Genomic DNA, 17,873 nt, shown 5'->3' on the forward strand with positions numbered 1-17,873 from the left:
AAAGGAGAAGCTTTTATGTTCACCACCTGTTTAGGTCTTCCAAGACCATCTATATACTGAACGGTTTCTGAAGTTTTTGTCGGTTGGCCGCCTGCATTATAATCAAGATAAGATTTAGAATACACATAGTTTTCTCCCTGGGTAAGCTGGGCATTCACGGAATGAGCCATCAGCAAAGCCCCGATGGGAATGATTATTTTTTTCATGGTTGTGTGTAGTTTTTATAGTTATATTGGTATTCTTTCAGCACTTTTCCATTCACATCAATTACTTTTTCAATCCTGTTGGAGGTGTCGTATTTATAAATTTCTCTGATACCGGATGATGGGGTTATGCTTCTCACACCGATTAATGGATCATAAGTGTAAGCAGTTACCATATAACCGGCCAACTCTGCATTATTTCGAAACTGATCAAGTTTTGTGATGAGTGTGGATTCAGTATTTTCAGGGGATAGATTAAACTTTGCAGGATCTGCATCCTTGTCAGAAGCGGAAATAAGGTCAGCAAGTCCTGGAAAACCAAGTGATTTTCTGTAATCAACACCTTCAATTTTCAGAATAGGCTGGGTTTTATTGTATCCCCAGATAATCGTTACTGGAACACCATCTTTAGTAGTATACTGTAATACATTTCCTTTTTCATCATACCAGTCATAAGTCATTTCTGTGGACGGACTATTATCCTTCACATTATAAGCAACTGCGGAAAGTGGCAACAAAAGATATCTGGCCTGCGCTGTAGGATAATTACTCTGATCCGGATAAATAGTCTCTGATCTGGAAATCATTTTCCCTGCATCTGTGCTGCTGATTTTCTCTATAACTTTAGTTTCCAATGGAATACTGATCATGTTGGCTTCTATCAGTTTCTGATTATTCTTTTCATAGGCATATTGATAGGAAGTTTCTATAATATTGCCTCCCGGTAATTCTACAGTCTGTTTACTAAGCTGATTATTGGGATTTAAATATAAATTTTTAATGGTTTTAACAATAGTAGTAGCCGGATTGCTTGGGTTTGGAAAATCAGTAGCTATTGTTTCAGATAATAAAACCTCATCAACCATCATAGGATATGATGAGATCAGTTTATTTTTAAGCTGATATGGCCCTCCTGCGCTTGTGGGGAAAATATCTGATCCTAAAATATTATGTATTTTTTTTACTTCATTAAAACTGTATTTGTTTTCGGTAGTTTTCAGATAGCTGACTGCATTATTCTGGACTTTAAATATTTTGTCACTCAGAAGCTTTCCATCTACATTTGAAAAGGAATAAGACCTGTGAAACCTTTTCTTCACCGATTCACTTAATGCAGATAAATTTCCTTCAGTTTTAATAAATGCCTGATCAGTTCCCAGTTGAGTAAAATGAGGAACAAAAAGATCAAATTCAATTCCCGATCTTTTCTTTATGTAATATTTCTTTTCTTCACCTCCTTTTTCAAAATTATCTCCTCCAAAACTTAAAGTAATGTTGGAATACATAGGGTCACTCAGGTTAAAATAACTATTATCATCGTCATCCGGATTGAGCACTCCCAAATTTTCCATTGAAGTCAAATAAGGGGTAGATTTAATGTTTTCCACCATAGAGGAAGATCCTGAGTAACTTACGGTTCCATTATTGCAATTAGTAGCTGTATTAGGGTTAGGCGTCAATGACTGCATAAGAAAATAGCTTTTAAAATCCGGAACAAAAAATCTATTATTCTTTCTTATATCCGGAATATCAGCATAGCTTGTGTAATACACCCTTTTAACGTTTACGATACCATTTTCATTAATATCATATTGTCTTTTCAGACGCACTCCCGGCCCGTTTTCTGCGTCCAGCTTTTTCAGTTTTATATCTACATATCCCTCGCAATTGCTGCATAAATTATCCAAAATTTCCAATAAAAATTTATATTTTTTAGTAGGATCAAGTGTAAGGCTTCCTTCAATGTTTGCATGTAAATCAACAGTTGCCTTACTAATTGTCAGTTTCTGAGAAGTGTATACCACATTATTAAGTTCATCAAGAACTTTAAATACTGCCCTGGCCTTCATAACTGGATTGCTTATATTTTGATCCATAGAGTACAGAACAAAATTATACTGGACACCTCCTCCTAAATATTGATACGGAAATAAATCTTTAGTATCAGTTCTATGGATCGCATCTATGGACACTGTAATTACATCATTTTTAGGAGCTTCTGCAATGGGCTCGTACTCAAATAAAGTCTTCCCTTTCGTAGGATAAGTAATGGAGGTAAGAGATCCGTATTTTGCCAGCTCGGAAAAAGGTCTTCGGTCTGCAAAAGTATTAAATGCAGGAACATTGGTATTATCAAAAAGATTGGTATTAGGAATAAGTGTTTGCAGGGAATTAGTTTTCCCGTTATAATATCCCAGATAATCAATTTCTTTAGACATTCTGTCAGGCATTTCCAAAGGATTGTTATATTCCATGCGGTACTCCTGCGTTACATTTGGGTCATTGTTTTCATAAAATTTAATCCCTGTCAAAAAATACCTCAGTACCTTAGTATTGTTAAAATTGAGTTTATCCAGATAACTGAAACCGAATTTCTTGACCAGCGTATTATTAATTTTAACATTAATGCTGTTCAGCTTATTATACAGGACATAGTCATCAGAATAATCAAAAGAAAGAATTTTATCATCCAGAAGAATTTTTTTTAGTCGTTTGGGATCAGAAATTTTCAAGAAAACATTGGTCTGCTGAATATCGCTGGAAGGAGTTGGGTGTCCCCCGCAGCTAGGTTCTTCAACGACAGTAATAGCTGAATTATAGCTTTCCACTATATCTGTCGGCACGGATCTTAAAACACCTACATCTTCGTATTCAAATTTGATGGTTTCGCTGGTCCTGCTACTGGTGATTTCTTTTAAATAAAATGATGTTACGCCGGCTGTTGATGCCTGTTCCTTATTGAAAGTCTTTTCTGTAAATCCGGTTCCGCCAAAATGGTAGACCGTTCCGTCATTGGTCGTTATTTTAAACTGATAACTCTGGCTGAACGAGCCTACAACTTCTACCTTACAGTTGTTATCTTTTGTTAGAATTACAGGCTGAAAGTTTTGATCCAGAAAAAAGCTGCCTGAATAGTTTCCTACCGTAAAATTAAACAGATCTGTCTGATGATCTTTATTCTGCAAAATATAGGCTCCCCATTCTCCGGGAGTAGACATATTGATGCTGGGAAGCTGAGGAAATAGTTCTCTTACGACTTTTTCATCTGCAATATCATTGATTGTTCTTGTAATAATGCCTCCCGTATTCAAAACCCAGTTAATTCCGGTACTGTTAGGAATATCATTCACTTTTACTCCCGCTTTAATGTATTTTAGATCCAAACCGAAAGGAATACCTCCATGATTGATTGAAAACAGAGGAATATTCACCATTGGCTCACCTCTGAAGTCGTTGATATCCGTATTTCCAAACTGGGATTTATAAAATGATTCAGGCGCCGGAGGAATTACATTATAGGGAGCATCTGTAGTATTGCTATAATTTTGTCCAAAGCAAACTAAATACGAAAGACTCGTAATAGTTAATATTATTTTTTTCATCTTAGTTTATTTCTTAATCAGTTTTGCACTTGCTGTTTTATTATTATCTGTCTTGACTGTCACCAGATATGCCCCCTGAATCAGATTCTGGGTATTGATCTTGGTTACTTTATTCTTTGTCTTCAGGCTCTGAAGCTGTCTTCCACCCATATCATACAGGATAATATCTGCTTCCTTAAAACCTTGCCCTGAGCCTGTCGAAGGCTCAAAGCCTATTTCTACATAAGCATAATCGGATACCGGATTCGGATAGATTTTAATATCCTGTTTTTCAATTAATGTATTGATCTGGCTGTCTGCCAGTTTCACAATCTTCCAGTTCTCTTTTCCTAGCTCCTCTGCGCTGGTCCCTGCCAGAATGATGGAGCCATCTCTGTTCAGTTTTATATCCGAAAGCCTTTCTTCTTTCTTTCTGGATTCTCCTGTCACATATTTTCTCCACTGCTCATTTCCGTCCTGATTCAGATACAGCATCCAGAACGTTTCATCATGGGAGCCTGTTGAAGGGCCTTCTGCCTGAGTGTAGCCTCCTAAAAGAATTCCCATGGTAAGGTCTTGGTTCTTGGCTCTTGAATCTTGACTCTGATTAATCACACTCATTCCCATTAGAATATCGCGGTTCCCAAAATTGTAAGACTTCTGCCAGATCTCTTCTCCTCTTTCGTTAAGCGAGATTAGCCACAGATCAGTTCCTTCTTCAATGCCTACGGTTTTATTCCCTGACCTCTCAGATTTGGATTCTCCACCTATTACATATCCAGCCGATGTTAAGGCCAATGTTCTGATATGGTCATCCCCTTTTCCTCCAAAGTTCTTTTCCCATTCTAATTTCCCGGTTTTGTCGAGCTTCACGATCCAATAATCTCCCTCACCAAAATTTTCTGTAGACTTAGCGGTTCGGGATACGGGATACGAGGTTGCCGAAGACGACTTATCCGTGGAACCCGAAACCCGGATCCCGGAACTTCTCGAGTAAATTCCCAACAACGCTCCACCATCCCTCGTAGGAATCATTTTCTCAACCTCATCCAAACCTTTTCCGCCCAGAACAGTTTCAGAAAGTATTTTTCCGGTTTTATCCAATCTGGAAATCCAAACATCTTTTGATCCATACCCTTTAGATGAGTTTTGAACATTTCCTGCCACAAAAAATCCAAGATCGGTACTTTGAATAACAGATCGCGCTTCCTCATCAGAAGAACTTCCCAATGTTTTCTGCCAAAGCTCATCTCCGAATTCATTGATTCTGATCAGCCAGATATCAGATCCGCCTTTGCAATCTTCTTTTTTATCCAGTCCTTTCCCGGAATAGGAAGTTCCGGCCAAAAGGAACCCTCCTTCCTGAGTAGCTACGGAAGCTGACAGATAATCATGGTTTTGTCCTGAAAAATATTTTTCCCAGACCTGCTCACCTTGTTGGTTCAGTTTGATTAAGTGAAAATCGTAACCATTGTTCTTCTTTCCTGTTCCCTGAGGCTCTCGAAGGGAACCTCCCTGAATTGAACTTCCCAAAACAAGATATTGCTGATCAATAGTCGTGGTCACCTGGCTTAGAAAATTCTGTGTAGAAGACCTGATGTCTTTCTGCCACAATACTTCCTGGGCAGACAGCCCCAAAAGCGTGCATAAAGTAAATGCACAAGAGTAGAATCTCTTCATTGTTTGTGTTTTAAGTTAGTTTTATAATAATGCGATAAATTTAACTCTTTTTAACACCCAATCAAATCCCCTCAGCGAGATTTAATATAAGTTGTCTTTATCTAATATATTTTCAATTACAATCATCTATTTGGCTAACAAAATTAGCCTGCAACACGACAGAAACTGACGTATTTTTAAATAACATTAACGGTCAAAATAAAACAATGTAAATCAAGTAATTAAATGTTTTGATTTAATTACTTGGCAAAACATAATACTATCTTTTACATTGGTATGATTTTTAGTATTACATTTGTATAAATTTTCACTAATGAAAACAAACCAACAAACTATAAATCAAGCGAATCATAAAATAAACTGGTTCCAGAAGTTTCTGATGGTATGCTCCGGAGGAAACATTCATATTTTAAGAAAGACCCCCAGTGAATGGAATAAATTTTCCGGAATTGGAGGGATTGTATTGTTCACCGCAGTGTTTGCTACCCTGTCTGCCGGCTATGCCATGTATACGGTATTTGACAATGTATGGACTTCTGTAGGATTTGGAATCCTGTGGGGATTAATGATCTTTAATCTGGACAGATATATCGTTTCTTCCATCAAAAAAACAGGAACATGGTGGAATCAGATTCTGATGGCGATTCCGCGTCTGATTTTGGCTACTTTCCTGGGAATTATTATTTCGAAACCTTTGGAACTTAAAATTTTTGAAAAAGAGGTAAACAAACAGCTGAATACCATTATTCAGAGAAACAAAAAACAGCTTGAGGGTGAAATGAGTGGCAGAATCCTGAAGCAGAGCGGTCCGTTTGAAACAGAAAAAAATCAGATAGCTGAAAAAACCATTCAGTATCAGAAGGCTTATGACTCTGCTGCTGTAGAACTTGAAAAAGAAATTCTTGGGAAACAATCCGGGCTGACCAGTGGAAAGGAAGGTTATGGTCCTAATGCAAAACGTAAGCAGGAACTGAAGGAACAACGCCGTCTGGATCTGGAAAATTTTCAGAAACAAAATGCCCCAAGAGTGGAATATTTAGATAAAGAAATTTCCAAAGTCTATACCAATCTGGAAACGGAAAGAAAATCTTCGGAAACCTTTGAAGATAAATTCAACGGGTTTGCAGCCAGACTGCAGGCATTGGATGAACTTGGGAAGAATTCCGCAATTATAGGACTGGCAGCAGCTTTCATTATGGGGCTTTTTATATGCCTTGAAATTTCTCCGGTTTTGGTTAAATTGATTTCCCATGTAGGTCCTTATGATCATCTTTTAGAAAAGACGGAAAACGATTTCAGGCTTTATTCCAAAGAAAAAATAGAGAAAGGAAATGCCCTGACTGATTTCAGAATTGATGATTTTAAGGATAATTTAAAAAAATAGCGTATTTTTCACGCATGATTATTGATAAAGAAGAGATCCAGAAGAAAAAGAAGAAGCTGGACGACTGCAAAGCATTTCTGAAAAAAGAATTCATCGGAATTGATAAGATTATTGATGATTTAATGGAGTACATCCAGATCTGGTACCTGATGCCGGAAATCCTGACACGACCTGTGGTGATCAATCTATGGGGAATGACAGGCGTAGGAAAGACGGATCTGGTGCGAAAAACCGTTCGGTTTCTGGAATTTCAGAACCGTTTTGCAGAGATAGAACTAAGCAACAGCGATGAAACCACATGGAGCAAAAGTGTTTCCGATATTTTGCAGAGCAACCGCCTCAATGACGAAAAGCCGAGCATCGTTCTCTTTGATGAGATCCAGCGCTTTAATACTATAGATCCTGACGGCACTCCGGTACCACAGACTAAGTTCACTGATTTCTGGGAACTTCTGAGTGACGGGAAACTAAGTAAAAAGGAACGCGATGATCTTGAGCATTATCTATTCTCTTATCTTCTGCGTAAAAAAGAAAATGACAGACGCAAAAAGAACGGCGAAACGGAAATGGATGAAAATCCGTATCTGAATCTCTGGGATGCCAAAGAACTTAAGAAATACCTCAGCATGGAAGATGATGTGATGAGCATCATTGATATGAAAGAGGAGGATATGATCAAGCTGATCCTTAAAAAGCAGAAAGAGAAAAAAATCTATGAGCCGGTAGACTACAGCAAAATGCTGATCATCATCAGCGGAAATCTGGATGAGGCTTTTCAGATGTCCCGCGAGACGAGCGAAGCAGACATTGATGCTAATATTTATCACGCCTTTACAAAGAAAATCACCGTGGTTGATATAAAGAATGCACTATCAAGGAAATTTCGTCCTGAGCAGGTAGCCAGATTCGGAAACATTCATTTGATCTATTTTTCATTAAAGACGGAAGATTTTCAGCATCTGGTTCAAAGGGAAATCAATAATCTTAAGACAAAGACAAAATCAAAGTTCGGGATCAGTTTAAAAATCACTAATAACATCAATGAGCTGATTTACAGAAACGGAGTTTTCCCAGTTCAGGGTGTACGTCCTGTATTCAGCAGCGTTGTGGACATTCTGGATACGAACCTCAGCAAATTTCTTTTTGAAGCCATCACCAATGATGACAAAACCATCGAAATCGATTATCATGTCAAAGAGAAAAAGATTTCCGGAAAAGTAGGCGGAAGAATCATTGATATCCCTTATACTGGAAGAATCGACAGTATCCGCCAGTCTAATCAACAAGATGCCGTGGCCAACATCAGCGTTCACGAATGCGGACACGCTGTCTGTTATATGCTGTATACCGGTTTTGCTCCATTGCAGCTGAAGAGCAAGGTGGCCAGCAGTTATGCCGCCGGATTTACTTTCCCCCATCAGATCCATGATACTAAGGAAAGCCTTCTGGACAGAGTCAAAATTTATCTCGCAGGAGGAATTGCCGAAGAAATTATATTTGGCGAAAACAATGCAAGCATAGGAAGAAGCCACGACAGAGAGCAGGCAACCATACTGGCCTCCGATTATATCAGAAAATACGGATTTGATGAAGAGTACCAGGCTGTCTACAGTTTTGAAGAATATCCTCACCGCATGCAGCATCATATTACCGATAAAAAAATAGAGAAACTGATGCAGGATCTGGCCAAAAAGACGAGAGAAGACCTTATTCTTCATTTGGATCTTCTGAAAGATATGAGTATTGAGCTCAGCAAAAAAGGAAGCATGCTGCCTAAGGAAATCCATGAGACAGCCAGAAAACATCACCTTGATGTAAGCATAAAGGAAGAAGGCTACCTTCATATTGCAGAGTATCATAAAATGCTTGGCCAATAGAGGAAAAATCTAACATACCACAAGTTTACATTAATATAATCTTACCTTTCAGCTAATTCTGAAAGGTTTTTTCTTTTCATAATTATTTTATTGAAAATATTTTATAATTTTACACCAACAAAACTAATCATCATGAAAAACTTGATTCTATTATGCATACTGCTTGTTAGCAGCGCATTTTCATCTGCTTTAAAAGCACAAATCGAACCTTATCTTGGACAGATCATTTTCGTTCCTTACAACAGAACACCTGTAGGATGGGCAGACTGCAACGGGCAGATCATGTCTATCGCACAAAACACAGCTCTTTTTTCCCTGTTAGGAACTACCTATGGCGGAAACGGAACCACGACCTTCGCTTTGCCGGATATGAGAGGAAGAGTGCCTCTATCTCAGGGACAAGGCCCAGGTATTAGCCAAAACTATCTGATCGGGGAAATGGGAGGAAGTGAAAGCGTTACTTTGACCCAACAGCAAATGCCAGCTCACAGCCATACCGTAAATGCAGTAACCGCAGAAGGAAACCAGAATACCCCTACAGGAAACCTTCCTGCAGACACTAAGCTTTTAGACAAAGAATATTCTGATGCCAATGCCAATACCACCATGAAGGTCACTATGGTAAATCCTACGGGAGGCAACCAGGCTCATGAAAACAGACAGCCTTATGTAACGCTGAGATGCATCATTGCAACACAGGGTATTTATCCATCTTTTAATTAATAAGTCATGAAAACTCTGTACTTATTAGCTATAGTTCTTGGAAGTTCGGTGGCTGCACAGACCATCACTTTCAATGGATGTCATAACCTGTTCGACAACCAGAATTTTATTTTCTCGAAAACCGGGGTTGATGCCAATAATAAAAATATTTACATCACGACACCGGTGGATGGACAACCTTGTGGCGGACTTGGAACATGTGAGTTCAAAATCAAATGGAACAACGCTCTTACAAGATGGGAATTCCTTGCAGATGAAGGGAACGGAACTTTTACCACTCCTACGCTGATCTATTACAATTCTACCGGAAACATCTCCAGTCCAAGACCTCCGAGTAATACCTTTGGAACATGGATAGAAAACGCAGTACCGACCGGTACGGCCGGACAGTGTGGAGGAAATCTTACTGGAACCAATTCTACAATGACAGGTGATGTACACAGCACTTCACTGGCAACAACGGATGTGGCGAAGACCAAAATCCAGATCTTCCCGAATCCTGTTGCGGATGTCATCCGTATCTCAGGAATTGATAACGGACAGACGATCCAGATTTATAACGTAGACGGAAGGTTGGTAAAAACAGATACATTCGATCAGAAAATTGATGTTTCTACTCTTTCCGCTGGAGTTTATGTTTTAAGAATTACTACCAAAAATTTCGAATCTCATGAATTTAAATTCGTGAAGAAATAGAGATATAATGTTTTATAGCATTAATTGATTATTGATATAGCCTTTGGACCTTTCCGGAGGCTATTTTTTGTGAGGAATAATTTTTGCTTCCTGTATGATATGCCATCAAGTGTTGTGAACTCATATATTTATTTTCCGGAGGCTGAAGTGTTGAGAATTATCTATCAGTCCGGCGCTGTGTATGACTATCTGAAAGCACCTTTATCTATTTCTGAAAAATTCAGGGAAGCCAGATCAAAAGGGAGGTTTCTGAATTCCGTGATCAGGCGGAGGTTTAAATACATCAGGGTGAGCTGACCAACCTCTAATAAAAAAATGCCCCCATTTCCGGAGGCATTCATTTTTTATATGATCTGAAGATTATTTAATGATCAGTTTAGAAGTTTTACTTTCTTTTCCGTTGGAAATCTGAACCATATACACTCCTTTTTCAAGTTGCTGGTCGATTTTATAAATTCCATTTCCTTGTTCTTTTACAGAAGGGCTTGCAATAAGCCTTCCTGACATATCAGAAATTGAAACTTTTAAATTCTTTCCGTTTTTAGCTTTGATAAATACGTTGTCACCTGTCGCAACCGGGTTAGGATAAATAGCAAGATCATTGTTTTCTGCTTTTACTTCACTTGTTCCTAAAACAGTAACAAATTTAACCGTGTAATCTTCTGCCTGTCCGTATTTCAACTGTCCACAAGGTGTCATGTTGGTATTCTCATCGTCTACAATTACCCTCATTCTCAACGGAGTGTTAAGTACTGTAGAGGCCGGAGCTGTAAAAGTCGCATTGAAAGTACCAATTAGAGTGCTGGGATCTGCGGCAATATTATCTCCTGATGCTACCAATTCAGCGGCTTCAAATGTTCCGTTGTTGTTAAAATCAATCCATGCTCTTACATCATTCTCACTACCGGACACATTAACCTGAAGATTTTGAGGCTGGCTTACCAAAAGCTGAGTAGAAGTTGCTCTCAAGCAGCTTGCACCTGTATAGTCTACGTAATAACTCGTTGCATTTTGCCAAACTCCCGTACTTGCATTATTAATATTTCCCAATTTAACCAAAGTAGGTCCTACAAAATAGTTATTGGAAGCTGCATTCGCCAAACCGCTAGGTGTACACGCTGCAATAGGTGCCCCGACAGCTGTTGCAGATGCTCCAGGAGCTGTAGCTCCAAGGGAAGTACTTAAAGAACCTCTAAATAAAAAGAAAGAAGTTGCGGCTTTATCATGCTGTCCATTGGTAAATTTGAAGGCTGTAGGATTTGTATAGTTCATCATATTGTACTGAACTCCCTGATAATTTGCGCCTGTACAATAGTTCATATCATTATTGGTAGGTGTAGGGAAGTCACTTAATAAACTTCTTGATCTTTCCGTATCACATACCCCATCATCATCTCTAGTACAGTCATTATTTGTTTGTACAGGACAATAGGTGGTGGCTGTAGTTCCTGCCGGAGGTTCTGCATTGGCGTTCCCAAACGTATGAAGAAGTCCCATACTGTGTCCGAATTCATGCGCAAGAGTAATATCATCCTGTAGGGTAACCACAAACGATTTCATAAATGATTCATACGCTGAATCAATATTCTGAGGCAATCCTGCCCATCCCATGATTCCGTAACCACCTCCGCCATCTACTTTATTCATGATGTAAATATTGAAGTAAGATGCTTCCGGCCAGTGTGGAGCAATGGTTTTAACCTGTGCAGTAGTAACACCGGCAGTACCCTGACGATTCACCCCATTGGCATCGTATCCTGTAAGAGTTCCCCCATTGTATCGTACAATACCTGTGGTCGCATTACAACTCGGGTCTCTTTTAGCCAATACCAATTTTATTGGCATTGTTGCTGCCGTTCCAAAATCTGCAGGTACTCCCTGAGCCCACTGATACGTTCCGGCATACATCTGGTTGCAATGATCCAGCCAAGCCTGAATCTGCTCATCACTCTTATTATAAGCAGTTCCGATAGCAGAACCTGTAGGTACAATTACGTGTACCACAACCGGAATTTCGTAAACTCCATTAACGGTTTTAAAACCAGTCCCGTTTTGTGCACCCCCTTTTTTATTAGTACTCAGAATCTGGTTTCTGATTTTACGGATTGCGTCATCGATTTCATGATTCTCTTTTTCATGTCCTCTCTGTTCAGTATCAAAATCACACCAATCTTTTTTTTGCTGTGCTGATAATGAAAGAGAAAACAACATCACTCCATAAAGGAAAATTTTCTTCATGCTTCAAATATTTTAATTATAAATTATATTGAATTTTTCACTACTCCCTAGCAGGTAGCTATAAATACATTCCCCATTAGTAGTAAAAATTCATTTTTGTTACAAATATTTAAGTGTTTACCAAATATCCCGTAAAAAAAACAATTTTTTAAACTGAAATCCACAGTGTTAAAACAAAAAATACAAATTAAAATAAAAAATAAATTGAATAAAATTCATTAATTAAACCAAATATTAGAATTAATTTATTTTTTAAATTATACAGTAACATTCATATTTAATTTCAGTTTGGATTAAATATTGACTTCTGGCAGTATCTGAAAACTTACAGATAACACCTACCTATCGGACGTAAATTTCTTCTTCTCCAATGAAATAAAAAATCTGTACACGTCCGTACAGCTTTTTCTATCTCTATTTCCTTTAATTATTTTTTGATTATTTTTTTACATTCATTTCCTAAACAAAGGGTATACCCCCCCGGAATAAGCTTTGATATATTGAGCTCTAATTTTTTGCTTTGTCTTTTAAGAACAGAAATCCCGGAAGTAACATCTGTTCCTGCCATACTGTACATCTTCAGATTTTCTTTCGAATCATTACGCAGAGCAATATGGACGATATTTTCAGACGGATTGGGATATACCGTAAACATTTCATTCTTATTTTCTGTTTCTGATGTTCCTAAAACAACAGCTTTAACAAGAGTCGCCTGAATGGTTTTGCCATCTTTGGTATTAAAGGTCACCACTGTATTGCCGCCTGAGGAGATCGTCGTCACATTGTTTGCCGGGTTTTCCAGCTGCCAGTTTCCCGCAAGGGTAAGTTTCACCGGAGTGACCGGTGATGTGCGATAAGGATTAAGACCATTTGCTAATTGCCCGAAATTATAATTTTCATTGGCCGCCAGCAGGTTCAAAGGATTGGTAAGACTCACTTTTATTTTTTCCCCTGCATTGGTTTTCTGGGTCATCACTACAGCGGGTTTATCCAGGGAGATCACCGCATCTGCCTGAAAAACAGAGGAAGGATTGAAAACGACATAATTATAGATATTATCCTCCACGAATTTCACCACATGTGCAGACGAATTCTGCTGTATTATATTAAAATAGTTGGCAAAATTCTGGGCAAAAGCCTGTGTTCCGGAAGAACCTCCCTGTAACAGGACTCCATAGCGATAGCTTCCCGAAGAAGGTGCGATACCATGGTCAATATAGGCAATAGCATAATTCCCCTGGGTATCTGCTGTGTTAGCCTGGTTTCGGGACTGTTGAGTGCCCCTTTTAATATTCAGTGTCCCATTCAGGTCACCTGTGGGAATGACAAATCCATTGCCTACCGCATCAGTCGCCCAATGAGCTCCGGAAGACTGAGAAAAGTTGACATCCAGACCACTTTGCTGATTTCCGTCAATATAAGTAGGTGTAGTAACAGCAGCCAGCCCTGTCTGAAAAAGCGTGGTATGAACCGGATACGTCCCTCCCTGATCTTTAATATCTGACCCCAGACACAGCATTTTATCTTTAAAGAAAAATACTGTTTTCAGAGCAGACATTGGGGTTGCAGAATGAGCATCTTTAAAATCTAAAGCAAACACCTCATTGTCATCCAGGGATGCATGCACCAGAAAGCTTCTGCCACTGAATAAACGGTGAGTTCCGGCTGCCATCACAGTATACGGAACAAGAGCACCTGTTACCCCCGGAAGATGCGCCCAGTCCCAGCCGTTATCCGTCACGGCACCATTAGTTCCTGCCACACCAAGCCCGTTTGACAGCCTTGTTTTAGGCGTTCCCGCTGAGAATATTTCCATGCTCCCTGCAGAATTATACCTTCCAAAAATATTCTCAAAAGCACTGTTCTCATAACTCCATATCTGATTACTAGTTCCTTTTACAGCGACATGATAGCCGTTATATTTGTGAATATTTATTCCACCGTAAGGAAATCCAAAATGACCTTGTACGATGGGAGTATCAGGGGTTACAGCATTATTGATTTCTGCAGCTATTTTCATTTGCATAAATGTTCCCATTAACGGAGCTGGGCTTCCATTATCCGGCATCCTTCTATAAAACTTACCGGCATCTAAATTACTTACCGGGTCTGTAGCATAAAGCAGTGCAAAAGAAGTTCTGCCAAGTCCTGTTGAGTTCGGAAAGCGTCCTGTAAGCGCTCTGGGAATTTCATAATCTGCACAAAATTTCGGGTAAGCAAACAAAGCAGCCTTAAGATTAGCCTTTGCCGTGGCATTGAGTTTATAAGCTGATTCTTCCAGAATATAATTCATAATAGCCATACTGTTAAGAGCATCCATTCCATAACTGTTGGGATAAGCAGTCATATGGTGAAATGTCATAAAATCTGGTTTTATAGTTCCAGCCCAACCATTGCTTACGGAAAGTGAATGATTACTGAAATTTTTCAGGAATTCCATATTGGCCAATTTACCGGATTCAGAATCCTCCTGGCCCAGAACATAACAGAGGCGGGTCTCAATCAAAGCTCGGATTACATCCGCATTAAATCCGGGAAAGGTAAAATGAAAATTTGGATTATTAGGATTAATGAAATTAGTTAGTTTAGCCAAAACTCCCTGATGATGAGAAAATTCACCAGCCTCAACAAGTTCATTTTTCATTAAGAACACACAGGCTCCATATATATGAGCCCGAAGCCCAAAACCTGAATTATAGGTATACAATAATTCCTGCTGTGGATTTTCGATAAAATTAAAATTTGTTGTGCTACTGATTCCCTTATCCTTCATATACTTAAAAACCTTTAAGATAAGCTGCTTCAGATTGGGGTTATGGTATTTCGTATTGGATGGCTGCCCATTCACAAGAGGACCTTTTAGATGATACCCCATCACCAGATAAAAAAGCTGATTACGTACTAAACTTATTGCAGCACCATTGTCTGTAGAATTGGTCATATTCCAGACTGGTCCCGGAGCCGTAAAATTAATATTTGTATTGACATAATTTTCTGCATTGGTACAACCATTGGTATATCTGTTAAGCAGGGATACCATTCCCGGTGTATATGAGGATATTGTATTATCGGTCAACCAATTCGTATACCTGGTTTTTATATTGTTGATTTCACTAAGCTGTGCCTGATAGCCCAACACCATGAAAAACAGCAGAACAAGAGAAGTAATTTTTGTCATCATAATTTTGCATTGTATTAGTCATACAAAACTATTAAATCTAAAAATAACCTGTTTTAGATATTTATATTGAAAAAATAAACTAAAAAGCTTATTTATTATTAAAAAAATAAAAAAATACCAACACATCAAGCATTGGTATTTTTTGAATATATTTTAAATAATTCTAAAAAGAATAATTCGGAGCTTCCTGAGTAATGATTACATCGTGCGGGTGAGATTCTTTCAATCCACTTCCGGTGATCATCACCATTTTGGTGTCTTTCTGTAAAGCTTCAATATCTTTAGCTCCACAGTATCCCATACCGGCTCTTAAACCTCCGGTAAGCTGGAAGATCACATCTTCTAACTTCCCTTTATGTGGTACTCTTCCTTCAATTCCTTCCGGAACGAATTTTTTAGCCTCACTCTGGAAATATCTCTCTTTTCCTCCTCTCTTCATTGCGGAAAGGCTTCCCATTCCCTGATAAGATTTGAATTTTCTTCCCTGGAAGATAATTTCTTCTCCCGGAGCCTCATCTGTTCCTGCTAAAAGTGAACCCAGCATTACTGCTCCTGCTCCACTCGCAATCGCTTTTACGATATCTCCTGAAAGTTTGATTCCTCCATCAGCAATTACTGCTACGTTTTTAGATGCAGCGTATTCGTATACATTATAAATAGCGGATAACTGAGGAACCCCAACTCCTGCCACTACTCTTGTTGTACAGATAGAACCTGGTCCCACCCCTACTTTAAGAACGTTGGCACCAGCTTCAATAAGATCTTTCGCTGCTTCAGCCGTTACAATGTTTCCTCCTACGATGTCTAAATCCGGGTACGTTCTTCTGATTTCGGAGATTTTATCCAAAACTCCTTTGGAATGACCGTGAGCTGAATCAATAGCCACAATATCAACACCAGCGTTCACTAATGCTGCAATTCTGTCCATCGTATCTTCTCCAACTCCAACACCTGCGCCTACGATAAGACGACCTTTGTGATCTTTATTCGAATTCGGGTATTCCAACTGATTGTCGATATCCTTGATGGTAATTAATCCTACAAGTTTATTGTCTTTATCTACGATCGGAAGCTTTTCAACTCTGCTCTTCAGAAGAATTTCTTTTGCTTTTTCAAGGTTGGTATTTTTATCAGAAGTGATCAGATTTTCTTTGGTCATGATCTCTTCTACCTTCATATCAAGGTTTTCCTGATATTTTACATCTCTGTTGGTAATAATCCCGATCAGCACATTATCTGCATCTACTACCGGAAGGCCTGAGATTTTATACTTCGCCATGGTTTCTTTAGCCTGAGCCAAAGTATGGTCTTTAGAAAGGGTAACAGGATCAGAGATCATTCCGTTTTCTGAACGCTTTACACGGTTTACCTGTGCAGCCTGCTCAGCGATCGTCATGTTTTTGTGAATGAAACCTAAACCTCCCACTCTTGCCAGAGCAATGGCCAGATCTCCTTCAGTAACTGTGTCCATCGCAGCAGAAACTATCGGAACATTCAGCGTGATTTTGTCGGTAAGTCTTGATTTTAATGATACCTGGTTAGGTAAAACTTCTGAATAAGAAGGGACTAGAAGAACGTCATCGAAAGTGATGGCTGTCTCTACAATTTTGTTATGAATAGACATCTTTACTTTCTTTGCAAAATTAGGTTATTTATACGAGATATGAAAATCCTTTTCAATAGTTTAAATAAAAATTAATAATCAATAACTTAAATCAAAAAACCGCTCTTATTAAGAACGGTCTTTCTGTACAAAATAATTAGTATAGTATGAAACTACTTGTTATATCTTTTACGGAAGGATGATTTTGTTATTGAATCACGTTTCCGTTTTCATCTAATTTATCCATATGGGTTTGGTTATTTTTATCAATATAGACCCGAAGACGCACCTTTCCGTTGGTATCTCTGATAAAAAGACCTACATCTCCGGCTGCTGTTTTTCCCGCAAAGAAGCGCTCACTGGTTAATTTTCCTTCCTGTCTTAATTTGGCGTATGCTTTTTTAGAGGCTACCGGATCATTGAGACGTTTCAAAGAGTCCTCAAATTTCATCATCTCTTCCATTGGAAAATTATCAGGTCTGTCCCAAAGCTTCAATCCGTACGTTCTGGATTTTTTATCACCAGCATCTTCCAGATACTGAAGCTGCATGATCTGATCTGTATGTCTCTGATCAAAGGAATACACCATTCCCGATTCTTTTTCATCGGCACCGTATACCAGGCCTCCGCATTCATCACCTAATTCATTAAAGAAAATTAATCCGGCTTCTCTTTCTCTGGGCTTTAAATCCTTATTATTGAACATTCCGGGATGCTGACGTTTTTTATTACTGATCGTCATTTTCAGGGTACCATCTTTTTCAATGATGTTGATGCGTTCCACATCTATTTCTTCAAAACGCTGACGTGATGTTTTATCTTTAAAGGCAAGAATGAAAAACAGGATACAGACAATCGTTAATGAGACTGCATATATTTTAAGGATACGTACTTCTCTTATCAGTTTTTCCATAGCAGCAGGGATT

At 38.7% G+C, this 17,873-nt stretch carries 12 protein-coding genes; 5 read left to right on the forward strand and 7 right to left on the reverse strand.

The window, feature by feature from the left end:
* From IW22_RS22455 to IW22_RS22465, 3 genes are all read right to left on the reverse strand, one after another.
* A partial coding sequence (locus IW22_RS22455) for a hypothetical protein (RefSeq protein WP_034731619.1) occupies positions 1–206 on the reverse strand: 206 nt, incomplete at its 3' end.
* Entirely contained in the window at positions 203–3,586 is a 3,384-nt protein-coding gene (locus IW22_RS22460; RefSeq protein ID WP_034731623.1) for a hypothetical protein, read from the reverse strand. The genes IW22_RS22455 and IW22_RS22460, both read right to left, overlap by 4 nt.
* A gap of 6 nt (positions 3,587–3,592) precedes the next feature.
* Complete coding sequence (locus tag IW22_RS22465) at positions 3,593–5,245, reverse strand: T9SS type A sorting domain-containing protein (RefSeq protein WP_034731626.1); 1,653 nt, start codon at positions 5,243–5,245, stop codon at positions 3,593–3,595.
* Between the two features lie 313 nt (positions 5,246–5,558).
* Between IW22_RS22465 and IW22_RS22470 the strand changes: the two genes are divergently transcribed.
* The 5 genes from IW22_RS22470 (at position 5,559) to IW22_RS24075 (ending at position 10,222) form a co-directional block, all read left to right on the forward strand.
* On the forward strand, positions 5,559–6,629 hold the full coding sequence (locus IW22_RS22470) for a DUF4407 domain-containing protein (protein WP_034731633.1): 1,071 nt from the start codon (positions 5,559–5,561) through the stop codon (positions 6,627–6,629).
* Positions 6,630–6,643: 14 nt separating this feature from the next.
* Positions 6,644–8,506 carry an AAA family ATPase gene (locus IW22_RS22475; protein WP_034731636.1) on the forward strand — a complete coding sequence of 621 codons (1,863 nt, stop codon included), beginning with the start codon at positions 6,644–6,646 and terminating at the stop codon, positions 8,504–8,506.
* Between the two features lie 132 nt (positions 8,507–8,638).
* Complete coding sequence (locus IW22_RS22480) at positions 8,639–9,229, forward strand: phage tail protein (RefSeq protein WP_081874012.1); 591 nt, start codon at positions 8,639–8,641, stop codon at positions 9,227–9,229.
* Between the two features lie 6 nt (positions 9,230–9,235).
* Entirely contained in the window at positions 9,236–9,925 is a 690-nt protein-coding gene (locus tag IW22_RS22485; protein ID WP_034731640.1) for a T9SS type A sorting domain-containing protein, read from the forward strand.
* A gap of 99 nt (positions 9,926–10,024) precedes the next feature.
* Positions 10,025–10,222 (forward strand): KTSC domain-containing protein, encoded by a 198-nt coding sequence (locus IW22_RS24075; RefSeq protein ID WP_081874013.1) that lies wholly within the window; start codon positions 10,025–10,027, stop codon positions 10,220–10,222.
* A gap of 63 nt (positions 10,223–10,285) precedes the next feature.
* Here the strand turns inward: IW22_RS24075 and IW22_RS22490 are convergent, their stop codons facing one another.
* The 4 genes from IW22_RS22490 to IW22_RS22505 all read right to left on the reverse strand — a co-directional run bounded on the left by IW22_RS22490 (position 10,286) and on the right by IW22_RS22505 (position 17,860).
* Complete coding sequence (locus IW22_RS22490) at positions 10,286–12,163, reverse strand: GEVED domain-containing protein (RefSeq protein WP_034731643.1); 1,878 nt, start codon at positions 12,161–12,163, stop codon at positions 10,286–10,288.
* Between the two features lie 427 nt (positions 12,164–12,590).
* Positions 12,591–15,344, reverse strand: coding sequence for a chondroitinase family polysaccharide lyase (locus IW22_RS22495; RefSeq protein WP_051891357.1), 2,754 nt, complete (start codon positions 15,342–15,344; stop codon positions 12,591–12,593).
* A 163-nt stretch (positions 15,345–15,507) separates the two neighbouring features.
* Complete coding sequence (guaB, locus tag IW22_RS22500; RefSeq protein ID WP_034731645.1) at positions 15,508–16,968, reverse strand: IMP dehydrogenase; 1,461 nt, start codon at positions 16,966–16,968, stop codon at positions 15,508–15,510.
* Between the two features lie 187 nt (positions 16,969–17,155).
* Positions 17,156–17,860: a hypothetical protein gene (locus IW22_RS22505; RefSeq protein ID WP_034731650.1), complete on the reverse strand. Its 705-nt coding sequence runs from the start codon at positions 17,858–17,860 to the stop codon at positions 17,156–17,158.
* Positions 17,861–17,873: the final 13 nt, after the last annotated feature.

Origin of the sequence: Chryseobacterium sp. JM1, from assembly GCF_000737715.1 — a bacterium.
Taxonomy (GTDB): Bacteria; Bacteroidota; Bacteroidia; order Flavobacteriales; family Weeksellaceae; genus Chryseobacterium.